Here is a 17703-nt window from a genome sequence, read left to right as displayed (position 1 = left end):
GCCTCCGCTACGCGCCGCGTGCGAAACAATAGGCTGATCATGGCGACGAAGGCAACGGAACGGGACGAGACGGACGCTGCCCCCGAGCAGCAGACCGACGGGCCGCTCCTCGACCTGACGGATGCTTCGGTCAAGCGGATGGTCAAGCTCGCCAAGAAGCGCGGCTACGTGACCTATGAAGAGGTCAACGAGGTCCTGCCCGAGGGGCAGTCCGATCCGGACCAGCTCGAGGACGTGCTCTCGCAGCTCTCCGAGATGGGCATCAACGTCGTCGAGGCCGAGGAGACCGACGAGGCCGCGGGCGAGAAGGCCGCGGACGGCGAGGAGGAGGAGGCCGAAGGCGGCGAGGTCGCCGAGGTCGCGCCGGCGCGCGCCGTCGCGGTCGCCACGACCACCAAGGAGCCGACCGACCGCACCGACGATCCGGTGCGCATGTACCTGCGCGAGATGGGCTCGGTGGAGCTCCTGTCCCGCGAGGGCGAGATCGCCATCGCCAAGCGCATCGAGGCCGGCCGCGAGGCGATGATCGCGGGCCTCTGCGAGAGCCCGCTGACCTTCCAGGCGATCATCATCTGGCGGGACGAGCTCGTGGAGGGCAAGGTCCTCCTGCGCGACATCATCGACCTCGAGGCGACCTACGCGGGCCCGGACGGCAAGAACGCGCCGCAGATCGCCGAGGGCGAGGATGGCGGGGACGACGCGGAGCCGCCCGCGCCGCCGGAGGGTGGCGACGACGAGGACGACCTCGAGAACAACGTCTCGCTCGCCGCCATGGAGGCGGAGATCAAGCCGCGGGTCCTCGAGACCTTCGACGCGATCGCCGCGAACTACCGCAAGCTGCGCAAGTTCCAGATTGAGGGCACCGAGCGCAAGGCCGCCGGCGAGCAGAACACCCCGGCCCAGAACCAGAAGCAGATCGAGCTGAAGGACATCGTCGTCGCCGACGTGAAGTCCCTGTCTCTGAACAACAACCGCATCGAGGCGCTGGTCGGCCAGCTCTACTCGATCAACAAGCAGCTGATCGGCCACGAGGGCCGGCTAATGCGCTTCGCCGAAAGCCACGGCGTGGCCCGCGACGAGTTCCTGCGCCACTACCAGGGCTACGAGCTCGATCCGAACTGGATGGAGCGCGTCGGTACGCTCGGCGGCAAGGGCTGGAAGAACCTGGTCGAGCGCGGCTCGAGGCAGGTGGCGGAGCTGCGCGCGCAGATCCTCGACCTCGCCTCGGAGACGGGCCTGGAGATCGGCGAGTACCGCCGCATCGTCAACATGGTCCAGAAGGGCGAGCGCGAGGCCCGGCAGGCCAAGAAGGAGATGATCGAGGCGAACCTGCGCCTCGTGATCTCGATCGCCAAGAAGTACACGAACCGCGGCCTGCAGTTCCTGGACCTGATCCAGGAGGGCAACATCGGCCTGATGAAGGCGGTCGACAAGTTCGAGTACCGCCGCGGCTACAAGTTCTCGACCTACGCCACGTGGTGGATCCGGCAGGCGATCACCCGCTCGATCGCCGACCAGGCCCGGACCATCCGCATCCCGGTGCACATGATCGAGACGATCAACAAGATCGTCCGCACGTCGCGCCAGATGCTGCACGAGATCGGCCGCGAGCCGACCCCGGAGGAGTTGGCCGAGAAGCTGGCCATGCCGCTGGAGAAGGTCCGCAAGGTCCTGAAGATCGCCAAGGAGCCGATCTCCCTCGAGACGCCCATCGGCGACGAGGAGGACAGCCACCTCGGCGACTTCATCGAGGACAAGAACGTCGTCCTGCCGATCGACGCGGCGATCCAGTCGAACCTGCGCGAGACCACGACGCGCGTGCTCGCCTCGCTCACGCCCCGCGAGGAGCGCGTGCTGCGCATGCGCTTCGGCATCGGCATGAACACCGACCACACCCTGGAGGAAGTCGGCCAGCAGTTCTCGGTGACCCGCGAGCGCATCCGCCAGATCGAGGCGAAGGCGCTGCGGAAGCTGAAGCATCCCTCGCGCAGCCGGAAGCTCAGGAGCTTCCTGGACAACTGAGCCCGCGCCGCGGACCGCGCGGCGCTTCCCCGTCGCCCGCGTTGCCTCGGTGCCGCGCGGCATCCAGTCTGGCGCCATGCTCGAACGCCGCCCGCCAACGCCCGGATCCCCGACGGCCTTCGCGGACGGCTCGGAGGCCGACGACGTGCCCTTCGGCGCGCTCCAGCCCTCCGTGGGCATCCGCGACTGGCTTCTCGGCGAGGGCGCGCGGATGCCCAACGCCGAGGAGATGCTGGCCGGGCTCGCCGAGCGCCTGATCGCGATCGGCGTGCCGGTGGACCGGGCCTCCACGGCGATCGACACCCTGCACTCGGAATATGCCGGCGTCGGCCGCATCTGGACGCGGGACGGCGGCACCACCGTGCGGCTGTTCCCCCACGGGGCCCGCTCGACGGACGCGTACCTCAACAGCCCGTTCCACACGGTCCACGAGACCGGGGAGTGGCTCATCCTCGACCTGTCGAAGACCCCGGACGACGCCTACGCGATCGTTCCCGACCTGAAGGCCGGCGGCTACACCCACTACGTCGTCGCGCCCCTGTTCTTCACGAACGGCACGCAGAACGGCATCACCTTCGCCACGCGGGCCCCCGAGGGGTTCCGGGACGACGACATCGCGATCCTCCGCTTCGTCATGCCGGCGCTGGCGGCCGTGATGGAGATGCGCGTCCTCAACAAGCAGCTCGACCACGTGCTCCGGCTCTATGTCGGCGACGAGCCGCACCGGGCGATCCTGGCCGGCGACATCCGCCGCGGGCAGGTGACCCGGATCCGCTCGGCGATCCTGTTCGCCGACATGCGCGACTACACCCGCACCACCGCCGACATGACGCCGGAGGAGGCGGTGGGCCTGCTCAACGTGTTCTTCGACTGCCTCGTGCCGCCGATCGAGCGTGAGGGCGGCGAGGTCCTGAAGTATCTCGGCGACGGCCTGCTGGCGATCTTCCGGGAAACCGGCGACGATCTGGGCGGCGCGGCCAAGGGCGCGCTCACGGCGGCCCAGCACGCCCTGGCGGCCCTCGACGAGGCGAACGCCCTGCACCAGTTCCCGGTGCCGGTGGCCGCCGGCATCGCGCTCCACCACGGCGAGGCCGCCTACGGCAATGTCGGGTCCGGCTCACGCCTCGACTTCACGGTGATCGGCCGCGACGTGAACCTCGCGAGCCGCATCGCGCAGCTGAACCGCGCCCTCGGCGAGCCGCTGCTGATGTCGAAGCCCTTCGTGGACTTCCTCTGGGGAGACCCGATCCCAATGGGAGAGCACCGGCTCAACGGCTTCGACGAGCCCATGGCGGTGTTCCGGCCGAAATTCCTGCGGCCGCGCAAGTCCAGCTGAGCGGCCCTCCGATCGGACCCGACGTCACGCGGCGCTCGCGGAGATCCGCCGCGATCTGAGGCTCGCGGGCGATCCGCGCGCGGTGCGTGTCACCACGTCGGCACGAACGGCAGAGCGTAGGGTGTGTGCCGGCAACCCCAGACCGGATCGATCATCTGCGCCATCACGTCCCGGGCCAGGGCGCCGGCGCGTATGGCGACCTCCCGAGGGACATGCGCTCGCTCGAGGATCTTCAGGCAGGCATGTCCGCAGGCGCTGAACTGGCCGCTGTGGTACGCGTTGAGGGCGAACTCGTCGAGCAAACCATACTCGTAGACCCACGGGTTCAGGGAGATGCCCTCGCTGGGAAGCTCGAGAGCCAAGCCCGCCTCGGCGTAACGATAGCCTTCCACGAACCGCTTCCTCAGCCTGCAGAATCGGCTGGCCCCGTGGCGCGCCTCCGCCCGTCCCGGACGGATTGCGGTGGCGCGCTCGTAGAGCTGCAGCACCCTGTCCTCCGGCTCGTCGAGGCGCTCCGCGTTCACCGCGGCCATCAGCAGGTTGAAATAGACCTCCTCGTCCCATCCGCCGAGATCGGCCCGCTTCAGGAAGCAGGCGAGCGCTTTCCGGTACTCGCCGGCGGCGTCGTAGGTGGTGCCGAGGTACATCGTGTACCGGGCGATCATGAAGGGGTCCGTCTCGACCGCCAGCGCCTTCTCGAGGACGGCGATATCCCGCGCGTCCGCCGTCGAGTCGCGGTGGCGGGCACCGTCGTCGCCCCGACGCATCGCGAGGGGGAGGATCGGTGTCTCTGTCACGCCGGGGCAGCTGAGGAATTCGTGCAGGACGCCCCGGTAACGCCAGTTCTCCCGGGTGCTGACCAGCTGGTTGCGCCAGTACCGCGTGTGCGCGTCTATGATCTCGAACCGATAGCCGGGCGCACGCAGCTTCGGCATCGTGAAGTCCGCCGGGATGATCAGCTCATCGTCGGCGTCGATGATCAATGCGTACTGCGCGTGACGCCGCGCGAGTTTCAAGGCCTCGTTCCGGTTGAAAGCGAAATCAACCCAGAGGCGCTCGACCAGGGCACCCGGTATGTCCGCGAGCGCGGCACGGACGACATCCTGGGTTCCATCCGTCGAGCCGGTATCGACGACGATCCAATGATCGATGATCGGACGAACAGAATCGAGGCAACGCCGGATAACGTGGGCCTCGTCCTTCACGATCATGGACAAACAGATCGTCGATCCGCGATTCTTCATACCGAAGCCGTCCCGTCGTGCGCTCACGTGTCGGATGCGCAGTCATGAACGCTCCTAGCATTGCCGGAATGCGCTGACAAAACAAACATATCCTTCGTAAAAATTTGGATTAAATATCTGAAACGACATATAATCGGCCACTTATATGTAAATACTCCGGCTCACGGTCTTATGACTGCAAATACCCGCGACCGATAGACTGATCGATCGGATCAGGAGACGCCCTCCATCGGGCTGGCACGAGGCCCGAACGCCGTAGGTCATCGGCGCGGGCGTTGGGCCCGCAGCCGATCCCGTGGTGCAAGCCCGTGGGCCCGCCACAGGCGCGCCTCGACCAGACAGATCAGCGTTGATCTCCGGCCGCTTCAGCCCCTGAGCGTCATCGTGCTGCCGGAGATGCCGAAATCGCGCAGACGCCTGAGGAACGACATGCCCAGCAGGCTCGTCGACAGGAGCCCGCGCGGGATCACGACCGCATCGACGTCCCGGACCGTGATCGATCCGATCTGCACGATGGCGATCCGGATCGGCGCCACGCGGACCGTGCCGTTCGCGGTGTTCCAGACGCGGGTGAAATCGGCCGGAGTAACTCGGATCCCGATCCGCGCGGCATCCTCCTCGGAGAACGCGCAGGCGCTCGCTCCCGTATCGACCATCATCGGCAGCGAGCGGCCGTCCAGCAGCGCGTTGACGAAGAAGTGGCCGTTGCGCCCGGCCTGGAGAGCCACGCCGGCGGCGTCGACTGCGGGAACGGGCTCCGGCGGCGGCGTGACGGCGAGGGCCACCGGCGCCGGCCTCATGCCGTCGCGCAACTTCAAGGCGGCCGTGACACCGAGGAAGCCGAGCAGGCAGATCAATAGGATTGCGCGCACGCGAGTCCGCCCGTGACGTGGAGTGCCGGCGACCGGAGACGTTCCGGAATCCCGGTGATGAGATGCCAGACCGGTGAAGGGATGGTGCGCGATCGCGGTCGCCGCCGCGGCGCGCGCGCCGATTCCGCTCCGCTTGGTGTCCAGATCGTCACCGGGATCCGCGGATTGTCGCGGGAACGACTGGATGCTCGCGGCGCGGGGTTGACCGGCAGCGGCCGGGGAGCCACATCTGCGTCTGTTCCAGGGAGATCCCCGGCAAGGGGCTGAGAAACCGCTGGCACGTCCGTCAGGACCTGCGGCGCGGAAATCCTTCGAACCTGATCCGGCTCATACCGGCGTAGGGATTGGACCGCGGCCGCCTGAAAGGCAGGCCACAGCTTCTCACCGAAGCGCACGGCCCGATCTCCGCGACGGCAATCCGCGGAGATGATTGTGCCCCTCGACCGACCCGCCTCACCGATCGGCCGCCGCCGCAACCCGGACGGCAGCGTCGCGCCGGCGACCCTTCCGGCGCGAACGGACGTCGCCGTGGTCGGCGGCGGGCTGATCGGGCTGTCGATCGCGTGGCGCCTCGCCCGGGCCGGCCGCGCCGTGACGGTGCTGGAGCGGGACACGATCGGGGCGGGCGCGAGCCTCGCGGCCACCGGCATGCTGGCCCCGGCCGCCGAGCACGAGCCGGGCTCCGATCCGCTGCTGCCGCTCGCCCTGGACTCGCTGCGGCTCTGGCCCGCGTTCCGCGACGCCCTGGAGGCCGAGTCCGGCCGGGCGATCGACTACCGCGCCGACGGCACCCTGGTGCTGGCGGTCGGCCGCGACGAGGTCGAGCGCCTGCGCTTCCGCTACGACCTGCAGCGCCGCTCGGGGCTCGAGGCCACGTGGCTGCCGGGCAGCGAGGTCCGGCGCCTGGAGCCGGGCCTGCGCCCCTCCGTCACCGCCGGGATCCATTGTCCGCGCGACCATCAGGTCGATCCTCGCCTGGTCGTGGACGCCCTCACCGAGGCCTGCCGCCGCGCCGGCGTGATCCTGGCGGAGCGGGCCCCCGTCACCGCCCTGGACTGGTCGGGCGGCCGCGTGACCGGGATCCGCGCCGGCGACCGCGTCGTCCCGGCGGAGACCGTCATCCTCGCCTCCGGCGCCTGGAGCGGGGAGGGCGGCCTGCTGCCCGACGCGCTCGCCCTTCCGGTCCGCCCGCTGAAGGGCCAGTCCCTGGCCCTGCGCACCACCGCTCGGACTGGTACCCTGGCGCGGATGGTCTGGACCGAGCAGGTCCACATGGCCCCGAAGAGCGACGGCCAGCTCGTCGTGGGCGCGACCGTGGAGGATTGTGGCTTCCGTCCCGGCGTCACCGCGGGCGGGCTCTACGCCCTGCTGGAGGGCGCCCGCCGGGTGCTGCCCGGCATCGAGGAGATGGAGGTGGAGGCTGTGTGGAGCGGCTACCGACCGACCTCGGACGACGACGCGCCGATCCTCGACGCGATCGCCCCTGGCCTCGTCGCCGCCACCGGGCATCACCGCAACGGCTACCTGCTCGCCCCGGTCACCGCCGACGCGATCGCCGCGCTGGTGCTGCGCGGCGCGCTGCCGGAGGTGGCGCGTCCCTTCACCCGCGCGCGCTTCGGCCAGCCGGAAGCGCTGAGGGCCTCGGCATGAAACTCCTGGTCAACGGTGAGCCGCGAGAGTGCGCGGTCGAGACGGTGGACGCCCTGTTCCGCCTCGAGGCGGAGGAGAGCGGTATCGAGAGTCCGCAGGGCGTCGCCATCGCGCTGAACGGCCGCGTTCTGCGCCGCCGGGACTGGGGCGAGACACCGGTCGCGGAGGGCGACCGGGTCGAGATCGTCCGCGCCATGCAGGGAGGTTGAGCATGGACCAGAGCCACTTGCCGCCGCGCCCCGAGGGCGGGGATGACAGCCTGACCATCGCCGGGGTGAGGCTGTCGTCCCGGCTGTTCATCGGCACCGCCGGCTACCCGACGCAGGCGATCATGCGCGACGCCGTCGCGGCGAGCGGCGCCGACGTGGTCACCGCCTCGATCCGCCGGGTCTCGCTCCAGGGCCACGGCTCGGACACGGTCAAGATCCTGAAGGGCAAGCGCTTCCTGCCGAACACCGCCGGCTGCGAGACGGCCCGCGACGCGATCATGACCGCCGAGCTCGCCCGCGAGGCGCTCGACACCAACTGGATCAAGGTCGAGGTGATCGGCGACCGCGAGACGCTCTACCCGGACGTGATGGAGCTGATCGAGGCCTGCCGCCATCTCGTGGACGACGGCTTCGTCGTGCTGCCCTACTGCAACGACGACCCGATCGTGTGCCAGCGCCTGGAGGATCTCGGCTGCGCCGCCGTGATGCCCATGGGCTCCCTGATCGGCTCCGGGATGGGTGTCGCCAATCCGGCCAACCTGGAGCTGATCTGCCGCCGGGCGACAGTGCCGGTGGTGGTCGATGCCGGGATCGGCACCGCCTCGGACGCGGTGATCGCCATGGAACTCGGCGCCTCCGCCTGCCTGATCAACACCGCCGTGGCCAAGGCCGACGATCCGGTGCGGATGGCTCGCGCCATGGGCCGGGCCGTGGAGGCCGGGCGCGACGCCCACCTCGCCGGGCGGATCCCCCGCCGCGGCCGGGCCGAACCGTCGAGCCCGCAGCTCGGCCTCGTCGGCTCGTGAGGGCGCTGCCGTTGCCGCTGCTCGCGGTGACGGACCGGCACGGGCATCCGCGGCCCCTCGCCGAGACCGTCCAGGCGGTCCTCGACGGCGGCGGGCGCTGGATCTGGTTCCGCGACAGGGACCTGGAGGCGGATGCCCGCCTGCGCCTCGGCGCGCGCGTGGCCGAGCGCGTGCGGGCCGCGAACGGCGTCCTGACGATCGGAGGCGATGTCGCGCTCGCGCGCGCCCTCGGTGCCGACGGCGTGCATCTCGGCGGCGGCTCGGGACCGGAGGCGATCGCGGCGGCGCGGGCCACCCTGGGCGCGGCTGCGCTCATCGGCGTTTCCGCGCACGCGCCGCGTGAGGCCGCGGCCGCCGCGCGGGCCGGCGCCGACTACGTGACCCTCAGCCCCATCTTCGCGACCACGAGCAAGCCCGGTTACGGACCGGCTCTCGGACCGGAGGGCCTCGCCGCCGCACGCGCGGCGGGCCTGCCGATCGTGGCCCTGGGCGGTGTCGGTCCGGAGGTGATCGGGGCCTGTCGCGCGGCGGGGGCGGCGGGCTTCGCCGTCATGGGCGGCCCGATGCGGGCGATGGATCCGGCCGAGGCGACCCGGGCGCTCCTGAAGGCCTGGGGCGCAGCGGAGTCTTCAGCGGCTCGGACAGCCACGTAGAAATCTGCCCCCGTCCCGGCGAGCGCAGCGGAGCAAGACGGCCGATGCTGTGGTTGCTCTAGGCGTTGGACGGTCCGTAGGGCGGGCGCGGGATCGCCCGGTGCGCCGCGCGCAGCGCAGCCGACCAGCGCTCGCGCAGATCGTGGAAGTAGCCCTCGCCGGCCTCGATCCGGTGATTCACCTCGAGCGTCAGCGCGTTCCGGCGGGCGACCGCGATGTCGATCGGCAGGCCGACGCCCAGATTCGACCGCATGGTCGAATCCATCGAGACCAGGCTCACCTTGAGGGCGTCATAGAGGTCGGTCGTGTACTTCACCGCCCGGTCGAGGATCGGCTTCCCGTACTTGTGTTCACCGATCTGGAGGAACGGCGCGTCGGTGCTGCACTCGATGAAATTGCCGGCGGAGTAGATCAGGTACAGCCGCATCTCGCCGGTGCCGATCTGGCCGCCGAACAGCAGCGAGATCGAGAACCGGATATTGGCCGCCTCGAACCCGTCCTTCTCGATGGCGCGCACCCGCCGGATGGCCCGGCCGATCAGCTGCGCCGCCTGGAACATCGTCGGCGCCTCGACGAGCTTCTGCGGCGGCTCACCCTCCTCCTCGCCGGGCACGCCCTCCTGGAGCAGGCTGAGCACCGACTGGGTGATCGAGAGGTTGCCCGCGGAGGCGAGCATCATCACCCGCTCGCCCGGCACGTTGAAATGGTGGAGCTTGCGGTAGGTCGAGATGTCGTCGAGCCCCGCATTGGTGCGGGTATCGGCGACCATGACCAGCCCTTCCTCCACCAGGACACCGACGCAGTAGGTCATCGTTTTCGGGCTCTCGTGCGGTCGGCGGACCGGGGTCGGGACGGTCAGGATTGAGCGGCGGCCCTGCCTTGCTCGACCCGGAGCTTCACGTCCAGTGTCTCGGTGCCACCGCCGGTCCGGCTGCCGCGGATCGGCGCCGCCCCGAGATAGTCCAGGCCGGTGGCGACGCGGATGTAGTTGTCCGTCGGGCTGACATCGTAGCACGGGTCGAACGCCACCCAGCCGAGATCCGGCACCAGGGCCTCGACCCAGCCGTGGGGCGCCTCGACATCCGCCTGCCCGTCCTCCCGGGCCCGGTAGCCGGCGACGTAGCGCGCCGGGATGCCGATGTGGCGGGCGGCGGCGATGAGCACGTGGGCGAGATCCTGGCAGATTCCGCGGCCCGCCGCGAACGCCTTGCCGGCCGGCACCGCGCCGCTCGCGGGACCGGGCTCGTGGGCCACAGCACCGTGGACCGCCCCCATCAGCCGGTGGAGTCGGGCCAAGGTCGCACCGTCGTCCTCGGCGGCGACGCGCTCCGCGAAGGCGTGCAACTCCGGGCTCGCGGCGCACAGGTCCGTGTCGCGCAGATAGAACTCGTCCGGCAGGCGCTCCACCGTGCCACGCACGACGCCGTGCGTGTCGTCGGTGTCGACCTCGCCGGTGACCCGGATGGTCAGGGCGTCGGCCGGCTCGTCCGGGGTGAACCAGTGGACGACGTTGCCGAACCCGTCCTCGCGGGCGGTCAGCCGCCCGTCGACGGTGGTGTCGATCCGCCACCCGCGGACGTACTGCCCATCATGGTCGCGCGGCGTCAGCCGCAGGACCTGCACGAGCCCGCGGGCCGGCTGCTCGTACGTGTAGATGGTCTCGTGAACCACGCGGATGCGCATGCGCCGTCCTGTCCGTCCTGTTCAGCCGACCAGATACTGCTTCGCGATCGCCTCGCCCACCTTGTTGTTCTCGGCGATGAACGCCTCGACGAACTCGTGCAGCCCGGTGGCGAAGACCCGGTCGATATCCTCGCCCTCCAGCTTCGCCAACATGTTTCCCGCGAGGCGCTGGCTCGGGCCCCGGCGGCCGTAGGCGTCGGCGATCAGGTCGAGATACTCGACGATCACGCCGTAGCAGTTCGCGAAGGAGCGCGGCATCTGCTTGTTGAGCATCAGGAGGTCGGCCACCAGCAGCGGCTTGATGCTCTCCCGGTAGACCCAGTGGTAAGCGTTGAACGCCGACACTTCGCGCAGAATCGTGGTCCACTGGAAGTAGTCGAGGCTGCCGCCCACCGTCTCGTCGTGCGGCAGCAGGATCTGGTACTTCACGTCGAGGATGCGGGCGGTGTTGTCCGCCCGCTCGATCGCCGTGCCGAGCCGGGTGAACCAGAAGGCGTCGTTGCGCAGCATCGTCCGGAAGGCCGAGCCGTCGAAGGTCAGCGACACGGTCTTCACCCAGTCGAGGAAGCGGCCGAACTCGTCGCGGTTGAGGTCCTTGCCGGCGTAGTTGCGCAGTTCCAGCCACGCGCCGTTGATCGCGTCCCACATCTCGGTGGTGAGCGCCGTGCGGACCGAGCGGGCATTCTCGCGGGCCGCCTCGATGCAGGAGCGGATCGAGGACGGGTTGTGCGGGCTGAAAGCGAGGAAGTCGCAGACCGTGTCGGCGTTGATCGCGCTGTAATGGGTCTTGAACGCGTCGGGGTCGCCGGCCGAGGCGAGGGCCGATTCCCACTCGTTGCTCCCGCCGCCGCCGTAGCTCGTCGGCAGCGACGCGAATCGGTGCGCCGCGTCGAGGATGCGGGCGACGAAGTCGGCGCGCTCGACGTAGCGGGAGAGCCAGAAGAGGTTGTCGGCAGTCCTGGAGAGCATCGGTCTTCAGCCAAGTCGTGCGGACCACGGTGTCCGCGCCTCGGAACGTCCGGATATCGCGGAGCTCAGGCGTCGAGCACCCAGGTATCCTTGGTGCCACCGCCCTGGCTGGAATTGACCACCAGGGAGCCTTCCTTCAGCGCCACCCGGGTCAGGCCGCCCGGAACGATGCGGATCTTGTCGGCCCCGCACAGCACGAAGGGCCGCAGGTCGACGTGGCGGGGCGCGACGCCCGAGGCCACGAAGGTCGGGCAGGTGGAGAGCGACAGGGTCGGCTGGGCGATGAACCCGTCCGGGGCGTGCTTGAGCTTCTTGGCGAAGTCGTCGAGCTCGCGCTTGCTGGCATGCGGCCCGACCAGCATCCCGTAGCCGCCCGAGCCGTTGACCTCCTTCACCACCAGGTCGGACAGGTTGTCCATCACGTACGCGAACGCGTCCTTCTCGCGGCACCGATAGGTCGGCACGTTGTGCAGGATCGGCTCCTCGCCGGTGAAGAACTTCACGATCTCCGGCATGTAGCTGTAGACCGCCTTGTCGTCCGAGATGCCGGTCCCGACCGCGTTGGCGAGGGTGACCGAACCGCGCTCGTAGGCGTTCATCAGGCCGGGCACGCCGAGCACCGAGTCCGGGCGGAAGACCAGCGGGTCGAGGAAGTCGTCGTCGAGGCGGCGGTAGATGACGTCGACCTTCCGCGGCCCCTCGGTTGTGCGCATGTAGACGACGTCGTCCTTGGTGAAGAGGTCGGACGCCTCCACCAGCTCGACGCCGAGCTTGTCGGCCAGGAACGAGTGCTCGTAGAACGCGGAATTGTAGCGTCCGGGGGTCAGCAGCACGACGGTCGGGTCCCGGGTCGCCGAGCCCGGCGCGAGGCTGCGCAGGGTGGCGAGCAGGGCGTCCGGGTAGTTCTCCACCGGCGCGACCCGGTGCTTCGAGAACAGGTCCGGAAACAGGCGCAGCATGACCTCCCGGTTCTCCAGCATGTAGGAGACGCCCGACGGGATGCGGGCGTTGTCCTCCAGCACGAAGAAGTCGTTCTCGCCGGTCCGGACGATGTCGATGCCGGCGATGTGCACGTAGAGGTCGTGCGGCACGCGGAAGGACCGCATCTCCATGCGGTAATGGGCGTTGCGGTAGACGAGGTCGGCCGGGATGATGCCGGCCTTGATGCATTCCTGGGCGCCGTAGATGTCCTTCAGGAACAGGTTGATGGCGGTGACCCGCTGCGTCAGCCCGCGCTCCAGGAAGGCCCATTCCGGCTTGGTGATCACCCGGGGGATGATGTCGAACGGGATCAGCCGCTCGGTCGACTCGTTGTCGCCGTAGACCGCGAAGGTGATGCCGATCCGGCGGAACAGCAGCTCGGCCTGGCTGCGGCGGGTGTTGAAATGCTCGGGCGGCGTGGAGTCGAGCCAGGCCTTGAGCTGGCCGTAGGCGTCGCGGACGGCCGCCGGATCGGCCGCGCCGATCCCGTTCATCTCGTCGAAGGCCGTCACCGCCATCTCGCTCCTCCCGTACGCTCCCGCTCTTGAGGCAAGAGGCGCGCCACCCGATCATGGCTATATCCGCGGGCGATAACGCTCAAGGAGGCCGGAGGATCAGATCAACTTCAGGCCTTTCAGGCTGGCGTGACCGTTTCGGCCGAGGATCACGTGGTCATGGACCACGATCTTGAGCGGCGCCAGGACGGCCACGATCTCGCGGGTCATCGCCACGTCGGCCGCCGACGGGGCCGGGTCGCCGGACGGGTGGTTGTGGGCCAGGATGATGGCCGTCGCCGACAGTTCGAGCGCCCGTCGGGCGACCTCGCGCGGGTAGACCGGCGTGTGGTCGACTGTGCCGCGTCCCTGCACCTCGTCGGCGATGAGGTGGTTGCGCTTGTCGAGAAAGAGGACGCGGAACTCCTCGCGCGGGGCGAACGCCATGGTGGCGCGCAGGTACTCGTGCAGGGCGCTCCACGAGCCCAGGAGCGCGCGCTCGCGGATCGCGCCCCGGGCCAGCCGCCGCGCCGCGGCCTCGATCACCTTGAGGTCGGACGCGACCCCGCCGCTCACGCCCTCCACCTCCATGAGCCGCGCCGGCTCGGCGCTGACCACCTCGGCGAAGCTGCCGAACCGGGCGACCAGCGCCTTGGCGAGGGGCTTCACGTCGCGCCGGGGAATCGCCCGGAACAGGACGAGCTCCAGCAGCTCGTAATCGGGCAGCGCGTCGGGCCCCGCGGCGGAGAACTTCTCCCGCAGGCGGTCGCGATGACCGTGGTAGTGCGGCGTCTCCTTCTCGACCGGCGACGGGGTGGCGCTGTCGGCGAACAGCCCCGCCTCACCGTCGTCCTGCCGCTCGGGCACGGCCGGTCAGGCGGCCGGGTTGACGGGCTGGTGCAGCCCCTTCGGCGAGATCGTGAAGATCTCGACGCCGGTCTCGGTGACACCGACCGTGTGCTCGAACTGGGCGGAGAGCGAGCGGTCGCGGGTCACGGCGGTCCAGCCGTCGCCCAGGACCTTCACGGCGGGCCGGCCCAGATTGATCATCGGCTCGATCGTGAAGAACTGGCCGGGTTTGAACGGCACGTCGTAGCTGGCCTCGACGTAGTGCAGGATCGTGGGCGCGTCGTGGTAGGTGCGCCCGAGGCCGTGGCCGCAGAAATCGCGCACCACCGAGCAGCGCTCGCCCTCGGCGTAGGACTGGATCGCCCGGCCGATGTCGTTGGTCGATCCGCCGGGCTTCACGGCGGCGACGCCCCGCATCAGCGCCTCGTAGGTGATCTCGCACAGGCGCTGGGCCTTGCGCGGCACCTCGCCGACATAGGCCATCCGGCTCGAATCACCGTGCCAGCCGTCGAGGATCAGGCAGATGTCGAGGTTGACGATGTCGCCCTCGCGCAGCGGCTTGTCGTTGGGGATGCCGTGGCAGACCACGTGGTTGATCGAGGTGCAGATCGACTTCGGATAGCCGCGGTAGAGCAGCGAGGCCGGATAGGCGCCGTGGTCCATGGCGAAGGTGTAGGCGAGCCTGTCGAGCTCCTCGGTGGTGACGCCGGGCTGCGTCGCCTCCATCAGCAGGTCGAGGGCCTCGGCGGTGAGCCGCCCCGCCCGGCGCATGCCCTCGAAGCCCTCGGGACCGTGGATCGGCGGTTCCGGGGCGCGGCGCGCACCCTGCGCACTGGCCTGTTCCTGCTGCATGATCGGGACTTTTTTCGCGGCGGCGTCAATCGGGCTTCGCCCTATGTACGGCGCGGGGCCCGCGAGTCCAAGCCGCATCGGTCGTAGGTCGGGCGAGGCTTGCGCCGGTCGCGGGGCTGGCGGCATAAGCGGCCGCGAGACGCCCGGGAGCGCGCTGGCAGATTCGCCGCGCGGTCGGTCGCGGGGCAGGCGAGGGCCGGATGGCAGGCAAGGCGGTACCGCACTTCCACAACGAGCCGGGCGTGCCGGTTATCACCGTGGGCGTGAAAGAGTTCATGTGCATCGGCGCGCTGCCGCCGTTCGACCACCCGCACGTGTTCCTCGACATGGGCGCCGACAGCGAGATCATCTGCCAGTACTGCTCGACGCTCTACCGCTACCGGGCCGGCCTGAAGGCCGACGAGGCGGAGCCGCAGGCCTGCGTGTGGCGGGACGACGCCAAGGTCGCGGCGGAGTAGGCGCCGCCCACCGTGCCTTCTGGCAGTCCATCACTGCGGATCGGGATCGTCGGGGCCGGGATCGGCGGCCTGACGGCGGCGCTGGCGCTGTCGGATGCCGGCCACGCCGTCACGGTGATCGAGCGCCGGACCGGCTTCAGCGAAGTCGGGGCCGGGATCCAGATCTCGCCCAACGCGAGCCGGGTTCTGGCGGGCCTCGGGCTCTCCGCGGCGCTGCGCCGGGCGGCGAGCGAGCCGCCCGCCGTCGAGGTGCGGGCCCTGGACAGCGGCCGCCGCATCGGCGGCGTGGCGCTCGGCGCGCAGGCGCAGAGCCGCTTCGGCGCGCCCTACTACGTGATCCACCGCGCCGACCTGCAGACGCTGCTGCTCGACGCGCTCCGGAGCCGCTCGACGATCCGCCTGCTGATGGGGCGCACCGTAACCGCCGTGTCCCAGACCGCGTCCGAGGCCGTCCTCACCGTCGAGGGCGCGAGCGGGGCCCAGCCGGTCGCCTACGACCTCGCGATCGGCGCGGACGGGCTGAGGTCCCGGCTGCGCGCGCATCTCGATTCGGCGCCGCTCCGCCCGGGTCAGGCCGCGGCGTGGCGCGCGCTCATCCCGATGGAGGCGGTCCCGCAGGACCTGCGCGGCGGCGCCACCGGCCTGTGGCTCGGCCGCGGCCGGCACGTGGTGCATTACCCGGTGCGGGACGGCCAGTTCCTGAACGTGGTGGCGGTGGTGCCCGAGGCGGTGGGCGACGAGGGCTGGGGCCGGCTCGGGGAGCCGGCCGTGCTGCGCGGGCATCTGCGCGGCAGCGCCGCGCCCCTGCGCGACCTCCTGAGCCTGCCGGATTCCTGGCTGGTCTGGTCGCTCGCCGACCGGGCCGTGGCGCGCCCGCTCGCCCGCGACCGGCTCGCGCTGATCGGCGATGCCGGCCACCCGGTGCTGCCCTACCTCGCGCAGGGGGCCGCCCTGGCGATCGAGGACGCCGCGGTCCTCACGCGCGCCCTCGCGGACAACGCCGACGTTCCGGCCGCGCTCGCGGCGTATTCGGGCGCGCGGACCGCACGGGTGCGACGGGTTCAGAAAGCGGCGCGGAGCAACGGCCGGACCTACCACGCCGGCGGCGTGGTGGCGTTTTTGCGCAACGCCGTGATGGCCCGTCTCGGCCCGGACGGCATGCGCGACCGCTACGCCTGGCTGTATGGCTGGACGCCCCCCGCTTGATCGGACCCGCCGCCCCCGCTACCGAGGGTGCATGCGGACGTGGCGGAACCGGTAGACGCACGAGACTTAAAATCTTGCGGCCGCGAGGCCGTGCGGGTTCGAGTCCCGCCGTCCGCACCAGCACGCAGCGCGACGCCGGACCGGGATGCCGGAGGGGAATGGCGTGATCTACGTGCTCATCATCATGCTCGCCGGCTCGGGCTCCGCGATCGGATCGGTCGAGTTCAACACCAAGCAGGCCTGCGAGGCCGCCGCGAAGCAGATCGCCGAGGCGGAGCGGCCCTACGGCGGCGCCTCTCCGGTGACCGTGTGCGCGCCGAAGGGGTGAGGCGGACGCGGCGGCCGTCGCGCCGGATGGATCGCATTCGAGCGATCGCCGAAACCGGCCCTTGTCGTGTCCCTGCCAGAGTGGCGGCGGGGAGATTCCGGTATGATCGACGCCCTTCAGACCGCCGCGACCGGCATGACCCGGGCCACCGACCGGCTCGGGAGAGCGGCCGAGACCATCGCGGCGAGCGGCGCGCCCACCGGCGACACGGCCCTGCCGCCGGCCGCGCAGGTGGACCTGTCGGGCGCCGCGCTGGACCTGATGGGGTCGCGATCGGCCTTCGCGCTGAACGCCGCGGTGGCGCGCTCCGCCGACCGCATGATGGGCCAGCTCCTCGACGTCACCGCCTGAGAGCGGGGAGGGCGAGTCCGGCCAGGATCGCGGCCGCCGCGAAGAGCAGGGCCACGCCGACGAGGCGGTAGGCCACGACCCCCGCCACACCGCCCGCCAGGAAGGCGCCGACGGTCAGCAGGTACAGCCGCAGCCGCTCCGGATCGTGGGGCTTGAGTGGATCCGCGCCGGGTGTCCCGCGGTCCAGCCAGCGCGCGAGTTCGATGCCGATGTCGGTGATCATGCCGGTGACGTGCGTGGTCCGCACCCGCGCCTCGGAGATCTTGGTCACGGCCGCGTTCTGAAGGCCCAGGACGAAGCTCAGGCCGAGTACCAGGGCGTGGCTCCGCGCCGGCTCGTGGAGCGGCAGCACGACCAGGCCGACGCCTACGAGGAGGATCGCCTCCGCGCAGACCCCGTAGGCGTAGGCGCCCGGTCGGTGCCCGCGGCGGCGGCGGCGGATCAGCAGCGTCGCGGTGGCGGCGCCGAGCACGAACAGGACGACGAGCAGACCGGCCTGCAGGGCGAGGAGCAGGTCGCCCGTGCCGGTCCTGTCCGAGATGGCCGAGACGTTCCCGGTCATGTTCGAGGCGTAGAGGCCCACCGCGTAGAAGCCGGCGGTGTTCAGCGCGCCGGCCATCCCGGCGAGGGAGAGGGCGAGCGCCCTGTCGGCCTCGGGGGTGCGCGTCTCGCCTTCGTGGACCAGCATGGACCCGTCGATGACCCGTCGGTGGGGTGCCGAGAACCCGATTCGGTCGGCG

19 protein-coding genes, 1 tRNA gene and 1 riboswitch are annotated in these 17703 nt (G+C 70.4%); of the genes, 11 read left to right on the top strand and 9 right to left on the bottom strand.

From position 1 onward, the window contains the following. The first annotated feature begins 39 nt into the window (after positions 1–39). Positions 40–2022, top strand: a complete 1983-nt coding sequence (rpoD, locus tag BLW78_RS13210) for an RNA polymerase sigma factor RpoD (protein ID WP_020093531.1) — start codon at positions 40–42, stop codon at positions 2020–2022. 76 nt (positions 2023–2098) lie between these two features. Then, positions 2099–3358, top strand: a complete 1260-nt coding sequence (locus tag BLW78_RS13205) for an adenylate/guanylate cyclase domain-containing protein (RefSeq protein ID WP_020093530.1) — start codon at positions 2099–2101, stop codon at positions 3356–3358. A gap of 89 nt (positions 3359–3447) precedes the next feature. On the opposite strand, the gene BLW78_RS13200 is transcribed toward BLW78_RS13205, so the two are convergent. Both BLW78_RS13200 and BLW78_RS13195 read right to left on the bottom strand, forming a co-directional pair. Then, complete coding sequence (locus BLW78_RS13200) at positions 3448–4569, bottom strand: glycosyltransferase (protein ID WP_244526934.1); 1122 nt, start codon at positions 4567–4569, stop codon at positions 3448–3450. A 398-nt stretch (positions 4570–4967) separates the two neighbouring features. Further along, positions 4968–5474 carry a retropepsin-like aspartic protease family protein gene (locus tag BLW78_RS13195; RefSeq protein ID WP_244526933.1) on the bottom strand — a complete coding sequence of 169 codons (507 nt, stop codon included), beginning with the start codon at positions 5472–5474 and terminating at the stop codon, positions 4968–4970. A gap of 233 nt (positions 5475–5707) precedes the next feature. Further along, positions 5708–5836: riboswitch (TPP riboswitch) on the top strand. Positions 5837–5900: 64 nt separating this feature from the next. On the opposite strand from BLW78_RS13195, the gene thiO reads away from it, so the two are divergent. From thiO to BLW78_RS13175, 4 genes are read left to right on the top strand one after another with little or no spacing between them, the layout of a single operon-like run. Then, complete coding sequence (thiO, locus tag BLW78_RS13190; protein ID WP_091680126.1) at positions 5901–7124, top strand: glycine oxidase ThiO; 1224 nt, start codon at positions 5901–5903, stop codon at positions 7122–7124. Next, positions 7121–7333 carry a sulfur carrier protein ThiS gene (gene thiS / locus BLW78_RS13185; protein WP_020093526.1) on the top strand — a complete coding sequence of 71 codons (213 nt, stop codon included), beginning with the start codon at positions 7121–7123 and terminating at the stop codon, positions 7331–7333. The genes thiO and thiS overlap by 4 nt, the downstream gene beginning before the upstream one ends. A 2-nt stretch (positions 7334–7335) precedes the next feature. Then, on the top strand, positions 7336–8139 hold the full coding sequence (locus tag BLW78_RS13180; RefSeq protein WP_091680123.1) for a thiazole synthase: 804 nt from the start codon (positions 7336–7338) through the stop codon (positions 8137–8139). Continuing rightward, positions 8136–8792, top strand: a complete 657-nt coding sequence (locus tag BLW78_RS13175) for a thiamine phosphate synthase (protein WP_091680122.1) — start codon at positions 8136–8138, stop codon at positions 8790–8792. The genes BLW78_RS13180 and BLW78_RS13175 overlap by 4 nt, the downstream gene beginning before the upstream one ends. A gap of 58 nt (positions 8793–8850) precedes the next feature. Here BLW78_RS13175 and BLW78_RS13170 read toward each other — a convergent pair whose 3' ends face one another. The 6 genes from BLW78_RS13170 to map all read right to left on the bottom strand — a co-directional run bounded on the left by BLW78_RS13170 (position 8851) and on the right by map (position 14623). Next, positions 8851–9603 (bottom strand): proteasome-type protease, encoded by a 753-nt coding sequence (locus BLW78_RS13170; RefSeq protein WP_020093523.1) that lies wholly within the window; start codon positions 9601–9603, stop codon positions 8851–8853. Positions 9604–9647: 44 nt separating this feature from the next. Beyond that, positions 9648–10475, bottom strand: coding sequence for a transglutaminase family protein (locus BLW78_RS13165; protein ID WP_020093522.1), 828 nt, complete (start codon positions 10473–10475; stop codon positions 9648–9650). 21 nt (positions 10476–10496) lie between these two features. Then, complete coding sequence (locus BLW78_RS13160) at positions 10497–11444, bottom strand: alpha-E domain-containing protein (protein ID WP_020093521.1); 948 nt, start codon at positions 11442–11444, stop codon at positions 10497–10499. Positions 11445–11509: 65 nt separating this feature from the next. Next, positions 11510–12943 carry a circularly permuted type 2 ATP-grasp protein gene (locus BLW78_RS13155; protein ID WP_020093520.1) on the bottom strand — a complete coding sequence of 478 codons (1434 nt, stop codon included), beginning with the start codon at positions 12941–12943 and terminating at the stop codon, positions 11510–11512. Between the two features lie 96 nt (positions 12944–13039). Beyond that, positions 13040–13786 carry a RadC family protein gene (gene radC, locus BLW78_RS13150; RefSeq protein WP_091680120.1) on the bottom strand — a complete coding sequence of 249 codons (747 nt, stop codon included), beginning with the start codon at positions 13784–13786 and terminating at the stop codon, positions 13040–13042. Positions 13787–13792: 6 nt separating this feature from the next. Further along, positions 13793–14623 (bottom strand): type I methionyl aminopeptidase, encoded by an 831-nt coding sequence (gene map / locus BLW78_RS13145; RefSeq protein WP_170855148.1) that lies wholly within the window; start codon positions 14621–14623, stop codon positions 13793–13795. 197 nt (positions 14624–14820) lie between these two features. Between map and BLW78_RS13140 the strand changes: the two genes are divergently transcribed. From BLW78_RS13140 to BLW78_RS13120, 5 genes are all read left to right on the top strand, one after another. Beyond that, on the top strand, positions 14821–15078 hold the full coding sequence (locus BLW78_RS13140) for a zinc-finger domain-containing protein (RefSeq protein WP_020093518.1): 258 nt from the start codon (positions 14821–14823) through the stop codon (positions 15076–15078). Positions 15079–15090: 12 nt separating this feature from the next. Next, complete coding sequence (locus tag BLW78_RS13135; RefSeq protein WP_091680119.1) at positions 15091–16284, top strand: FAD-dependent monooxygenase; 1194 nt, start codon at positions 15091–15093, stop codon at positions 16282–16284. A 33-nt stretch (positions 16285–16317) separates the two neighbouring features. After that, positions 16318–16404, top strand: a tRNA-Leu gene (locus BLW78_RS13130). Positions 16405–16447: 43 nt separating this feature from the next. Further along, positions 16448–16612 (top strand): hypothetical protein, encoded by a 165-nt coding sequence (locus BLW78_RS13125; protein WP_244526932.1) that lies wholly within the window; start codon positions 16448–16450, stop codon positions 16610–16612. A 102-nt stretch (positions 16613–16714) separates the two neighbouring features. Beyond that, complete coding sequence (locus BLW78_RS13120) at positions 16715–16963, top strand: flagellar protein (RefSeq protein ID WP_091680114.1); 249 nt, start codon at positions 16715–16717, stop codon at positions 16961–16963. Here BLW78_RS13120 and BLW78_RS13115 read toward each other — a convergent pair. Then, positions 16953–17651 (bottom strand): YoaK family protein, encoded by a 699-nt coding sequence (locus BLW78_RS13115; protein ID WP_091680113.1) that lies wholly within the window; start codon positions 17649–17651, stop codon positions 16953–16955. The two genes, BLW78_RS13120 and BLW78_RS13115, sit on opposite strands and share 11 nt — an antisense overlap. Positions 17652–17703: the final 52 nt, after the last annotated feature.

The sequence above is a fragment of the Methylobacterium sp. 275MFSha3.1 genome, assembly GCF_900108435.1.
In the GTDB taxonomy this organism is placed as follows: Bacteria; Pseudomonadota; Alphaproteobacteria; order Rhizobiales; family Beijerinckiaceae; genus Methylobacterium.
The sequence above is the reverse complement of the archived record's forward strand: the minus strand, read 5'-3'. Positions and strand labels throughout refer to the sequence as shown.